General features: G+C 37.7%; 11 protein-coding genes and 2 pseudogenes. 11 read left to right on the top strand and 2 right to left on the bottom strand.

The window, feature by feature from the left end:
• Window positions 1-647: 647 nt before the first annotated feature.
• The 6 genes from BKP57_RS00065 (at window position 648) to nth (ending at window position 5,521) form a co-directional block, all read left to right on the top strand.
• Complete coding sequence (locus BKP57_RS00065; RefSeq protein WP_072740858.1) at window positions 648-818, top strand: YpmA family protein; 171 nt, start codon at window positions 648-650, stop codon at window positions 816-818.
• Window positions 781-1,314 (top strand): cell wall elongation regulator TseB-like domain-containing protein, encoded by a 534-nt coding sequence (locus BKP57_RS00060; RefSeq protein WP_050352922.1) that lies wholly within the window; start codon window positions 781-783, stop codon window positions 1,312-1,314. The genes BKP57_RS00065 and BKP57_RS00060 overlap by 38 nt, the downstream gene beginning before the upstream one ends.
• A gap of 14 nt (window positions 1,315-1,328) precedes the next feature.
• Window positions 1,329-2,510 (top strand): pyridoxal phosphate-dependent aminotransferase, encoded by a 1,182-nt coding sequence (locus tag BKP57_RS00055; protein WP_072740857.1) that lies wholly within the window; start codon window positions 1,329-1,331, stop codon window positions 2,508-2,510.
• A gap of 18 nt (window positions 2,511-2,528) precedes the next feature.
• Window positions 2,529-3,824, top strand: coding sequence for an asparagine--tRNA ligase (gene asnS / locus BKP57_RS00050; RefSeq protein WP_072740856.1), 1,296 nt, complete (start codon window positions 2,529-2,531; stop codon window positions 3,822-3,824).
• Between the two features lie 328 nt (window positions 3,825-4,152).
• Window positions 4,153-4,854 carry a DnaD domain-containing protein gene (locus BKP57_RS00045; protein WP_306423650.1) on the top strand — a complete coding sequence of 234 codons (702 nt, stop codon included), beginning with the start codon at window positions 4,153-4,155 and terminating at the stop codon, window positions 4,852-4,854.
• Between the two features lie 4 nt (window positions 4,855-4,858).
• Entirely contained in the window at window positions 4,859-5,521 is a 663-nt protein-coding gene (nth, locus tag BKP57_RS00040) for an endonuclease III (protein WP_072740855.1), read from the top strand.
• 651 nt (window positions 5,522-6,172) lie between these two features.
• On the opposite strand, the gene BKP57_RS00035 is transcribed toward nth, so the two are convergent.
• Window positions 6,173-8,995, bottom strand: coding sequence for a PBP1A family penicillin-binding protein (locus BKP57_RS00035; protein ID WP_072740854.1), 2,823 nt, complete (start codon window positions 8,993-8,995; stop codon window positions 6,173-6,175).
• A 17-nt stretch (window positions 8,996-9,012) separates the two neighbouring features.
• Window positions 9,013-9,600: a Holliday junction resolvase RecU gene (gene recU / locus BKP57_RS00030; protein WP_050352916.1), complete on the bottom strand. Its 588-nt coding sequence runs from the start codon at window positions 9,598-9,600 to the stop codon at window positions 9,013-9,015.
• 122 nt (window positions 9,601-9,722) lie between these two features.
• Here recU and BKP57_RS23335 point away from each other — a divergent pair.
• From BKP57_RS23335 to gpsB, 5 genes and pseudogenes are all read left to right on the top strand, one after another.
• Window positions 9,723-10,525: pseudogene (locus BKP57_RS23335) on the top strand (DUF2515 family protein).
• The gene (locus tag BKP57_RS22610) at window positions 10,446-10,703 is read left to right on the top strand and encodes a DUF2515 family protein (protein WP_232231449.1); all 258 of its coding nucleotides are present in this window, start codon (window positions 10,446-10,448) and stop codon (window positions 10,701-10,703) included. Before BKP57_RS23335 ends, BKP57_RS22610 begins: the two are co-directional and overlap by 80 nt.
• 851 nt (window positions 10,704-11,554) lie before the next feature.
• The gene (locus tag BKP57_RS00015) at window positions 11,555-11,914 is read left to right on the top strand and encodes a DUF1798 family protein (RefSeq protein WP_050352913.1); all 360 of its coding nucleotides are present in this window, start codon (window positions 11,555-11,557) and stop codon (window positions 11,912-11,914) included.
• Window positions 11,915-11,978: 64 nt separating this feature from the next.
• A pseudogene (cdd, locus tag BKP57_RS00010) lies at window positions 11,979-12,385 on the top strand (cytidine deaminase).
• Window positions 12,386-12,884: 499 nt separating this feature from the next.
• Window positions 12,885-13,193, top strand: coding sequence for a cell division regulator GpsB (gene gpsB / locus BKP57_RS00005; protein WP_170875365.1), 309 nt, complete (start codon window positions 12,885-12,887; stop codon window positions 13,191-13,193).
• The last annotated feature ends 174 nt before the right edge of the window (window positions 13,194-13,367 follow it).

Below are 13,367 nucleotides of genomic sequence, written 5' to 3'. Positions count from 1 at the left end.
GATGCCTTATCGTAGGGCGCATTTCTGAATTCGCATCGTTGCTGGACTCATGCGCCGGACGTGGCTATTCGTTTATTTCGTTAACCACAAGCACCTCATTTTATACTTTTGTATGAAAAAAACGCTATTTACCATTATGTAACTTATTTATTTTAGGTAGTATTTAAAAAAAATCTAAACATTATAAAGCAAAATTTTTCATCATAGATGGTGGCTCGCGCTCTAGGCGAGCCATGGTGGTTTCTTATCTTTTTAAAAAAACTGATGCTATAAAACAGCATCAGTTACGAGTGAAGTGGTGTGGGTTTGATAAATATTTGCTGAAATAAATAAAAAACAAAACACATTTGCTCAGAAGCTTGTTATACTATAATTATGCTTTAGTTATTGTTATTTATCTTCAGCATATATGTAGTATTTACGGTAATGGACATGTTATGTCTAACAGAAGTTGATAAAACAAGAAACTTTATCCCACATGTAAGGTGTCGTATAACTCCCACTTAAATAGTTAAAGGTACTGTAGAACGGGCCTAAGTGGGGGATAACGGTACCTAAATGTCCGATTCAGTCATACTCTTGCTGTACTAATATTCAGCAGGAACACCTACTAAATGAAGTTTCACTTTATCATAGGAGGGCAAAAAATGGAAAATGAATTAACGACATTGGCTACGGTGCAGCTCTGTTATTCTTCCGAGTTGTATAAAATTGTCGATCTGTGTAACAAAACATTAAAAGAACAAAACCTAATATTTGGTTTAGCATTGGATGATACAGATGAAGAACAAGCAATCTTTACTATTTACCGGTCCTAAGTGGATAAGGTGGACTGTTTTTATCAGCTTCCTTTTGTTCGTTTCTTGCAGTATCTATTTGATTTTCTTATATAATGATTTGCTGGATAGTAAAACAGCAGGATATGAAGAAACAAAGCAACAGCTATTAAAAGCTGAATCGTTAACCGAGATTGACAAAGTAGAGACATTTTATGGCAAAGAAGCTTACCATGTTGTATATGGAAAAGATGAAGATGGACAAAATAAGCTTATCTTTTATCCATTAAAAGGGAAAGAAAAAAAGCTCATAACGGTAGATCAATCCGAAATTTTGAGTAAATCAGAAATTAAGAATACCTGGAAACAAGAATGCGATCAATGCGAATTAGTACGAATTACTCCTGCACTGGTGGATGGAAACGAGTTATGGGAACTTACTTATGTCGATTCCTCCAAGCGATATGTTTTCGATTATCTGGATATGTATGACGGTTCACGATATGAACAATTGCGTTTTAAAAGTATGTTTAAATAGAAGGGTGATATGAAGTGGAATTAGCAAAAAGGGTAAAGACATTAACACCATCGTCAACACTAGCCATTACAGCAAAAGCAAAAGAATTAAAGCAACAAGGACATGATGTGATCGCTTTAGGAGCAGGGGAGCCGGACTTTAATACGCCAGAACCGATTCTACGTGCTGCAGAAAAGGCGATGAACCAAGGGATGACAAAATATACACCGTCCGGAGGGATCGTTGAATTAAAACAAGCGATCGTAGATAAATTTAAAACCGATAATCTGCTTGATTATACGAACGATCAAATCATTGTTACAACAGGTGCAAAACACGCATTATATACGCTATTTCAAGTTTTATTAAACGAAGACGATGAGGTGATTATCCCTACCCCTTATTGGGTTAGTTATCCTGAGCAAGTAAAGCTTGCTGGTGGAACTCCTGTTTTTGTTCCTGCAAAGGAGGAAAATGATTTTAAACTAACACCTCAAGAGCTAGAAGCAGCGATTACAGAAAAGACGAAAGCGATTATTATTAATTCACCTAGTAACCCTACTGGCATGATGTATAATAAGACAGAACTGAAACAATTAGGAGATATTTGTGTAAAGCACGATGTGTTGATTGTATCAGATGAGATTTATGAAAAATTGATTTATTCTGGAGAGGATCACGTATCCATAGCTCAATTATCACCAGAATTAAAAGCACAAACGATCATTATTAACGGTGTTTCTAAATCTCATTCCATGACCGGATGGAGAATTGGCTATGCTGCTGGTCCAGTTGAAATTATTAAAGCAATGACAAGTCTGGCTTCACATTCAACCTCGAACCCGACTTCCATTGCTCAGTATGCTGCATTAGCTGCGTATCAAATGGATGGGTCGTTTAATGAGGAAATGAAGGGCGTCTTTTCAGAGCGCTTGGAAAAATTATACCAACTTTTAAATGACTTACCAGGTGTTATCTGCCTTAAACCAGAGGGAGCCTTTTATTTATTCCCGAACGTGAAAGAAGCTGTACATAATAATGGTTTTGCAAATGTAGATGATTGGGCAAAGGCATTATTGGAAGAAGAAAAAGTAGCCCTTATTCCGGGATCTGGATTTGGAGCACCAAATAATGTACGTTTATCCTACGCTACATCCATGGAAGCACTTGAAGAAGCAGCAAAACGAATCAAACAATTTATTTTAAAGCACCAATAGGTTTAGGAGGAATTTCTTTTGAAAACAACGACAATATCACAAGCGCCAAACTATCATGAACAAACTGTAAAAATCGGCGCTTGGCTGACAAATAAACGTTCAAGCGGAAAAATCGCTTTTTTGCAACTGCGTGATGGAACAGGATTTATTCAAGGTGTGGTTGTAAAAAATGATGTGAGTGAAGAAACATTCCAATTAGCAAAAAATATAACCCAAGAATCATCGATGTATATCACTGGAAAAATCGTTGAAGATGCACGCTCGCCTTTTGGTTATGAGCTGCAAGTAAGTGACATCGAATTAATTCATGAAGCACATGATTACCCAATTACGCCAAAGGAGCATGGGACGGAATTTTTAATGGATCACCGCCATTTATGGTTACGATCTAAACGTCAGCATGCAGTGATGAAAATAAGAAATGAAATCATTCGTGCAACATATCAATTTTTTAACGACAACGGCTATGTTAAAATTGATCCACCAATTTTAACCGGGTCATCAGCAGAAGGAACGACAGAATTATTCCATACAAAGTATTTCGATGAAGAAGCTTATTTATCTCAAAGTGGACAATTGTATATGGAAGCAGCAGCAATGGCTTTTGGAAAAGTGTTTTCTTTCGGACCAACATTTCGTGCAGAAAAATCGAAAACAAGAAGACATTTAATCGAATTTTGGATGATTGAACCCGAAATGGCTTTTGTAGAGCACGAGGAAAGCCTTGAAATCCAGGAAAATTACGTAAGCTTTGTTGTGCAAAGTGTACTAAAAAATTGCAAACTGGAATTACAAGCATTAGACCGAGATATCTCCAGTTTGGAAAAAGTACAAGCACCATTTCCTCGGATAACCTATGATGAAGCAATTGAGTTATTAAAAGAAAAAGGCTTTACAGACATAGAATGGGGAGAAGATTTTGGGGCTCCACATGAGACAGCAATTGCTGAGAGCTTCGACAAGCCGGTATTTATCACTAACTATCCGACGGGGATTAAAGCATTCTATATGAAGCCACACCCAGAAAGAGAAGATGTTGTGCTATGCGCAGATCTAATCGCGCCTGAAGGGTATGGAGAAATAATTGGTGGCTCACAGCGAATTGATGACTTGGAGATGATGGAACAACGGTATGAAGAACATGGCTTGACTGGTGAAGCATACCAATGGTATTTGGAACTAAGAAAATACGGTAGTGTGCCGCATTCAGGTTTTGGTCTAGGTCTGGAAAGAACCGTAGCCTGGATCGCTGGGGTCGATCATGTTCGTGAAACCATCCCATTCCCACGTCTATTAAATCGTCTCTATCCGTAATAATGGCTGAAGTGAGCAGCTGATGCAATTGGATCGTATGCATGCTCTCATCTAAACTAGAAGAATCCATCCCTTGCTAGCTTAAGCAAGGGATTCATTTATCCCGCATATAAAGTGCTGTAAGCCTCCCACTTCAGGTGTGGATAATCTTGTAATGCAAACAAGTTTAAGCGGGAGATAACAGCGCCTAAATGCCTTATTTCGTAAGATACCATTACGGTACTAACAAGCCGTGGGGGATGAGTGAACCCCACACTGATTAAAGATTCACTTTATCCATTTAAAAATAAAGAAAGTTTACTTTCTAAACGACGACAAGGAGGTGTTCATGATGCATAAGCAATCATTTTCCATACAGCAGCTTTTATTAAAGCAAATACAAATCCCGAACGAACTATTAACCTCCTATGTGTCATTAGGACTGAATGAAAAAGAAGTTATGCTGTTATTACAGTTACAACGATTTATTCAGGAAGGAATTGATTTTCCTACCCCGGATCAATTGTCTGCGTATGTAACGATGAAGGAGCAAGAATGTGCATTGTTATTACGGGGTCTTGTACAAAAAGGAATGCTTACCATTGTGCAGCAGGAGGAGCAAGGAGGCAAGCTAACCGAAGCATATTGTTTAAATGCTTTATGGGATAAGTTGTTTCAGCCTGAAGAGAATACCCAGCAGAATCCAGAAACATCGGAAGGGACGATCTTTATCTTATTTGAGCAAGAATTTGGACGGCCATTATCACCATTTGAAATTGAAACCATCAATGCGTGGCTTGACCAAGATTGCATTGCACCAGCTTTAATAAAAGCAGCCTTACGTGAGTCTGTCTTAATGGGAAAACTTAACTTTAAATATATTGATCGTATATTGCGGGAATGGAAGAAAAAAGGCATCCATACGGTGGAACAAGCAAGAATCTCTAGTAAACAATTTCATGCCCGACAAAATACTTCCGGTTCGTCTGGACCTCCAGAAAAACCCCGGGATACGTCTTTTTATTATAATTGGTTAGAGGGGGAGGATTAGTCAAATGCTGACCAAAAAGCAAATCCGCTTTTGCTTGGATGAAATGAAAAAAATGTTTCCTAACGCACAATGTGAGTTAACTCATGATAACTCATTTGAGCTGGTTATTGCTGTATTACTATCTGCACAATGCACAGATAACTTAGTTAATAAAGTAACGAGTACGTTATTTCAAAAATACAAAACACCTGAAGATTACTTAGCCGTACCGTTAGAAGAGCTTCAGGAAGATATTAAATCAATTGGATTGTACCGAAATAAGGCAAAAAATATTCGCAAGCTTTGCTCCATGCTTATAGAAGATTATGGTGGTGTCGTCCCACAGTCAAAAACAGAATTGATGAAGCTTGCTGGAGTAGGCAGAAAGACAGCTAATGTAGTTGCATCTGTCGCCTTTGGCGAACCTGCAATTGCAGTTGATACACATGTGGAGCGCGTTGCCAAACGCCTAGGTATTTGCAGATGGAAGGATTCGGTAACTGAAGTAGAAGAAACATTAATGCGAAAAGTTCCCAAAGAGGAGTGGAGTGATACACACCATCGCATGATTTTTTTTGGTCGTTATCATTGTAAAGCGAGAAATCCAAACTGTCCTGAATGCCCGCTATTAGAATTGTGCCGAGAAGGGCAAAAGCGAATGAAAAAAACAAAACAGGTAAACGTATAGTGAACTGCTCCCCCGGGTAGAACAGATTATAAATAAAATCTGTTCTACCCGGGGGAGCTTTCTGTGTCCAATCAGTTTTGTTCTAGTCATTTAAAATATGAAGTGTTAATGGCGTACCATTGTAGAGTTATGTTCCACGTATGGTATTTCTAAAAGGTCCTTATATGAATAGATAGAGACATATGCAGTCGATCTAGCTACAGTCACTCTGAAACAGTAGGAAGATTCATTAATCCATAGTGTTCGTGGTTTTCAAATATTTCACATGGATTTAGACGAAGCAGAAATGGCATAGCGTATGTCTTAAGTTGATAAATGTATGGATAATGAGAGCCCATGGAATCTTTTTGAGAACACCCAAAGCGAAATGTGTAATTTACGTAAGTATGAGACATTTGAGGAGCTATCTAATGCGATGGATGAGTCATATATTTTTAAGATATCAAAAACGACTAAACGGCCTCAGCTCTATAGAATATAGAACTAAAGCCGTTTAAATCATTTGTATTATTTCCACTATCTACTCGACAGGGGGCAGTTCAAATTGCGTTTACCTCTTTTTTAAAAAAATTTATTAGCAATTACGCCTAAACAAGGCAAGTCTGTTACGTTCATGCGGATTATGATAGGGTTCCTATCTTTCGATTGGGTTTAGCCTTCCTCACCTGGAGGGGTTTCACTATTTCCGTTTCCTTCTCCGCCTTCATCTGGTTCCGGTTCTTGTTCCTCTTCTGGTGGACGACCTTCACTGCCATCTTGGTCTACATTACCATCCTCGTTACCAGATCCATTATCTCCATCACCATTACCATTTCCATTACCATTTCCACTTCCATCCTCACCGTCATCAGCTGGTGGTTCTGTCTGCTCAGCTGGTACGGTTACTGATGTTTGTTGAGCAGGACCACGTACACCTTCATTTTCGCCTTCTTTTCCAATTGGTGTAACGGAAATCGTATACGTTTCCCCAGGTTTTGCACCACTTACTTCTAAGCCATTTGATTCTACCGTTTGTGACTGTCCGTTAACGGATACTTCAAAGCTAGCTGGTGGACCATTATAATTCCAGCTGACATCAATTATAGCATTTGCATCATTGTAGGTAGCTGTCAGTCCTACTACTCCCGGTAATTCATCAGGCTCATCTTCTCCGGTCGAGACGGTAGTCGTTTTAGGTTCACTCTTAGAACCATCATCTTCATTGCTAACTGCTACGACTTGAATGGTATATTTAGCGTTCGGCTCGACTTGGGAAATTTTCATCGACGTATCTTCCGTTGTCGACAACGCCTGCATCGCGCCACCATCGATTTGTGCACTAATTTCAAAGGACACATCTGCATCAGAATCGTAATTCCACGAAACATCAATAGAATTACTGTCTTCATTAAAGCTTGCTGTTAGTCCGCTAACTGGGTCTAGTTGATCAAACACCTCCGAAGTTTCTTTCGGTTCTGTTCCTTTTACAAATAGTTCAGTAATAATCTTGTCAGCGGGTGTGTGTGCACTTGGCTTGGCAGGAGGATTTGAGCCTTTTTCCACTTCTGCTTCGACTACAGAATCAGGTTTAACGAAATCTTTTGTTTCAATATCCTTCGATAATTCCGTCATGGTACTTTTAAACATTTCAAGTGGAATTTGCGTATTTCCATCAGGAATTGGTTCTCGTTTACCTTCCTCATCCTGATAGCCTCCTACCCATGCAGAGATGGTATAATTCGTCGTATAGCCACTAAACCAGGCATCAGGACTTCCTTCTCGCTCTGGTAAGCTCGTTGTTCCCGTTTTACCAGCTACCGGAAGACCCGGAATATTCGCGGTTTTACCTGTTCCCTCAGTCACAACTGTTTTCATCATATCTGTCATCATATATGCCGTATAATCTGACATAGCAGGTTTAGCTTTCGGCGTTAATTCAACCGTTTTTCCATCTGGAAATTCAACTTTAGTCACAGAATACGGTTCATTATATAACCCTTCATTTCCGAAAGCTCGGAATGCTCCAGCTAACTGTAAAGGGGTCACTTCTGTTTTGGTCCCGCCAATAGCATCTCCAATAAGAATTTTATTATCTGCAAACTTAATGCCCAAACCTTCTGCGAACTCTTTTGCTTTATCATATCCAACTTCTTCTAGGACTTTCACAGCTGGTACGTTTAAAGATTGGTTAAGCGCATGACGTGCAGTCATCCAGCCTGCGTATTGACGATTCCAGTTTCTAATCGTTTTATTCGTACCAGGGATTGGATAAGGTTTGTCGTCATTAATCTGATGATATGTGGATATCTTATTATATTCAATCGCTGGTCCATAAGAGATAATCGGTTTGAATGTTGAGCCAGCTTGGGTTGTATTTTGAATCGCGTAATTTAATTCTTTTTTTCCTTCACTATTTCTTCTTCCGCCAATGGCACGAATAGCACCGGTTTTTGTATCAAGTACTGTCATGGCTGCTTGCATCTCATCATCCGGATAGCTAATCGGGTTAGCATCGCTATCAGTTAATAACGATTCCACATGCTTTTGAGCACTTTGGTCAATTGTCGTATGGATCTTTAACCCATCTGTATAAATGTCTGCACCATTTACTTTTTCTTTGACTTCTTTTTCTACCTGTTGGAGAAACCCTTCATAAGGTGTTGTTTCTGGTTTCTTTTCCACTAATAAAGAAGGAATATCAACATTTCTGGCTTTTTCGGCTTCCTTTTCAGAGATTTTACCATGACGTACCATCAGCGTAAGTACGGTATCCATTCGTTCTTTCGTTAATTCCGGATTTTTAAATGGATTGTAAGCTGTTGGACGTTGCGGAAGACCAGCTAATATCGCTGCTTCAGGTAATGTTAAATCATTCAAATCCTCTTTGCCGAAATATGTTTCAGCGGCTGCAGCTACACCATATGCGTTGCTACCGTAAAAAATCTTGTTCAAATACATTTCCATAATTTCTTCTTTAGAATAGTCTCTTTCCAATTGGAGAGCCAACCATTGCTCCTGAACTTTTAAGCTTATCTTTTTCTCTGCGGATAGAAAGGATTTTTCCACTACTTGCTGTGTGATCGTACTGGCGCCTTCTGAGCCAAATCCGTTTTTAATATTGGCAATGATTGCACCACCAATCCTTCTTAAGTCAATACCTGAATGCTCAAAAAATCTCGCATCTTCTGTTGCGGTAACGGCGTCAATTAATACTTGTGGTAAGTCATCATAGCTGATTTTCGTTCGGTTTTTCTCACCTAAAACCGCAAAAGCTTTGCCGTCTTTATCTAGAAATTCCGAAGCAAGCGGATCAGATAGCTTTGATTCATCTAAATCTGGAGCTGTAGCTATCCAATAGGCAGCAGTAGCACCAGCACCAAGCCCCATAACGATAAATATGATGACAATTGAGAGTAGTATTTTTTTCCATAAGGGTTTTTTCTTTGCTTTCTTTTGTTTTCTTCTCGCTGTACGAGATTGGCTATTATTTGCCATGCTTCATTCCTCCGTCTCTAAAAATAAAGCTTATCAATAATTGTTAAATAGTCAACTCTAGCCTTATATTGAAAAGGGATAAAATAACCCTGCTGTTTAATTGTTTCATACGCAATAGATTTTTTACCGCCGTTTAACTGGGCGTTCCAATGCGTAAACAGTTTTTCAGCAGGAAGTAAATACGTTTCATCCAGTACAGCAAACCGAATTAATATGAAACTTACACCACCTTGAGCAACAACTGCTTCCATATGGTCAATTTGATGCTGGTGGATATTTGCTAACGGAAAAAGTGTTTTGTTTTTCGTTTCCTTCGCTTCAAAATCGATATATTTTTCGCGGTAAATTCCATTATAATCTGTTGTTGAAGCTTGTTTAAAATAGGCTTCCGTAATAACTGCTGCACTTCGTTTTGGATAATTCACCTTTACAATCTGAATAGGCGTTGGCTTTTTATGAATAACAGCTTTATTTGTTTCTAAATAATATGCATTCGTATCATTAATATCTTTTTCTAATGACATACCACGATTTCCGAATTGATGTGAATATAAATTATTGTTTTTAAATACGCTAGCACTTCTCTTTCCATTCGGGTAATTCATCTTCTAACACATCCTCCTTGCATCGTTGCTTTCGTGTAAAAAATACCACCTGTTATATTGCATATTGATGCAGTGCCTCGTACATGTTATAAAATAGTAGACCTAAAAGGGAGGCAGAATAGATGTATACAGGTTCAGACATCCACGCCTATCTTCATTATATAACAAATAAAACGTCAGTACATAATCGAGATAATATCACGCGCACAAATGCTTATTTTACTTTTTACCGGAAATTCCCGGAAATTAAATGGGCATTCTTAGCAAGTATGGTATCCAGAAATGCTGGATGGAATATGACAGATTTGTGCATGACTCCATTTCGATATTTATTAGGCAAACGAGAAAGAGAACGATTGTTTATGACTTATGAACGCGCTAATTGGCTTATTTTTTCAGATGCTTTTCCGCAACTCTTAGTATACCAATTATCCAAGCAAAGAACAAACCAATGTTCGATCTTCTTTCCATGTTTCATGTTTCTAGTTATATGATAAAAGAATGGCATTATTTTTGGAAGTATTGTGATAAAAATCGTCTTGTACACGCTCTAATTATTAACGAGCAAAATGTTATTCAAGGTCCAGTGATCGAACAAGATTTTTTTCAACATCGAGTATTTCAACAATTGCCATACCAAATGCAAAATATACTTATGACGAATGCGGTTCTTTTTCCAACTATGTCCAACAATTTATATGGAACTTATGTCCAAAACTTCACAAATTTAACAAAGCGAATTTTTTTAGGTAAAAAACTCGCTTCTATTATGTTTTCCCCATCCGTCTATGAGCAAACCCTTTTATTTGCAAAATATTGTACGCATACCGGTTCTCGCCGTGATTATGAACGTTTTTTTAAAGCTTCCTCCACAACCATCAACTCCATTCTTAAGAATGGTATACCCTGTTATCACACATCATGATACTATTCGAATCGATTGGTATCAATTAGGGGGTATAAAGCAGAAGTGGCTCCGAAAAAATCCGGCACATAAGAACCAAAAAATAGGGAAAACATTTTATCAAAAACGTCAGCTATTATTTGCTTACTTTTATGCAAAACAAGCACTAAACACAAAGAAATATTTTATAGGTCATTGAAAAGGGGTGTTAAATACAGGGTGCGACTAACTATAGTTGGTCGCACCCTATTTTTTTAGTTACGTTGCTGGATAGTTTGGTCCATTCAATTTTTTATCTCCTTTTTTTAGAGACTTGGAACGGATACTTTCTGTTTTAGTTTGCTTCTTCTTCTTATCATTCATTGTAACACCCTCCTTTCATAATTAGTTTGGTCAAAAACAGCAAAATAAATAAGTTTATTCACTTGTTTTGTAAGCTTTATTCTAGTTTTGTCGAACATGAAGGAAGCTTTGGTTTTAAAGCGAATACTATATAAGTGAAATCTGTTTAGAGGGATTTTCTACTGTCCATCTGTTGAATGAAGGAAAACAAAGGTAAGAATCGCAGACAGACATCCTAGAAAATTACTGCTTGCAATAATTTACTAACGTAGTTTTCCCATGTTCCCTGAAAAAGAAGGCGATGTTTATTCAAAACAGTTTCCTTGTCCTGCAGCAACGTCTTGTGAGCGACGTCTCACCGGTCCGAACGAATCGACCAAATATGTGTTAATTGTTGGTATCGACTTAGGATGGAAGCGGGATTCTTACGGGGGTGCAGGACAAAAACGATCATATATAGTGAGTACCGCGTTAATCGAATAGCAATCCAGATTTTTTATCGCCAAAAGCTAACCATGAAAATAGAAAATAATATATCAAGCCAGTATTATGACAGGCTAAATGAAATGGGAAGTAATAAAAAATCGGTGTAAGCATTTAAGAAAAAAGAAATATCTTGGAAGATAAGAGCCATTCTTTCTAACATAAAATTAGATCCTGTGTTAACATTAAAAGGAGTAATATAAAGGTAAGAAGGTTGATAGTGAAATGGATATCAAGCAACAAACGAATATATTAAAAGAACATTTAGACCATTTAAAGCAAAAATTTGAGCAGAATGATCCTCCAGAGAATCGAAAAGATAGAGCTTTGTTTCAAAAAGTGAAAGAGGAGACTACTCCGATTTATCAGTTGCTCGAGGAATGGGAGAAAGAGTCATTACAGCTGATTCGAGAACGAAAAGTAAATGTCCATCCCCACCAGATAGTATCGACTAAAGAAAACATGGAATTATTGCTGATGCATAGTTACTATATCGATGTAAGACGAAAACGCTATATGGAGTTAAATCACTCGGTACAATATATTTTTGATCAACTGTTGCGGGAATTAAATACAAAGGTGTAACCGCTTTACAATTTAGACGTTTTTACTTATAATAAAGTTCCAAGTTTGGGGAAAGGTGATGATCATGACAACGAAACAAGCATTAATACAAGCAGCTAAGACTATACGAGAAAAAGCATATGTGCCATATTCCAAGTTTCAAGTTGGTGCAGCTTTACAAACAGCTTCCGGAACTATTTATACTGGTTGCAATATTGAAAATGCTGCTTATCCGGTTACGTGTTGTGCGGAGCGAGTAGCTATTTTTCAAGCTATTGCAAATGGAGAAAGAGAATTTACCGAAATGGCTGTTGTAGCTGATACAGATCGCCCTGTTCCTCCATGCGGGTCATGCAGACAAGTAATGAGCGAATTTTTTTCTAGTGATATGCCGATCCATTTAACAAATCTGAAACAGGATGTGAAAACAATAACAATGGAAAACTATTGCCGTTTTCATTCCAACCAGCGGATTTAGAACAAGAAGTGTAAAGAAATTTTCGTTTAGCCTTTCTTCGTGAGTTAGAGGGGCAGGACTTGTAGTACCTTAAAAGTAGAATTTATCATTACACTGCACGGTACTTAATTACTATCCAAATAAGAAGGTGCCAATTCGATCTTTTAGACTGTATTTCCTGTAGAGATACGTGTTAAGAGACTTGTTTTGGCGCTTTTTAAGGTGCTGTAAGATTGCCACTCCAGGAGTTGGATAATATGGTACTGCAACAAGTCTAATGGGAGAGATAGCAGCACTTAAATGCCTTATTAAGCTGCCTTTAGGTCATACCATTACGGTACTACCAATCAGTGGGGAGGAATGAAAACCTATTTAATTGGTCTTCATTTTGCACAGATTCATTTTTCACGCTTCTTTTAATGCTATAATAATAAAGAGGTATACAAACATAAAATCATTTTCTTGTCATACAATGAAAAGAAATGAACAAGCCAGACTTATTTTAGAATTAGTATGAGGTGATAGCTAGTGAGTATGAATCAAGTGCATTTTACAAGTAAAGATATTCTGGATAAAGACTTTAAAACAGCGATGCGTGGATACAACCAAGAAGAAGTAGATGAGTTCCTCGATTTAATTATTCAAGATTATGATGTATTTAAACAAGAAATTGATCGTTTACAACAAGAAAATGATCAATTACGAAAAGTGAGTTCCGAAAAACCGAAGACGAGATCTGTACAGACTCCTCCGAATCATCAAGTAAATTATGATGTTCTTAAAAGACTCTCGAATCTGGAAAAAGCAGTATTCGGCAAAAAGTTTGCTGATTCAGAAGGATAATTAAAATTGGATCTTGCTTTTTTAAATCTTTATGGTATAATTTTTTAGACTAGTGTTAGATACTCATGTGATCGCTGTATAGTATACAGAGGAAAGTCCATGCTCACACAAACTGCGATGTTTGTAGTGTTCGTGCTTGACGAAATCATAAGTCAAGGTAACCATTTTGGTTAA

This window comes from Virgibacillus sp. 6R (assembly GCF_001895305.1).
GTDB lineage: Bacteria > Bacillota > Bacilli > Bacillales > Amphibacillaceae > Virgibacillus > Virgibacillus pantothenticus.
This window is presented reverse-complemented; position numbering and strand designations above follow the sequence as displayed.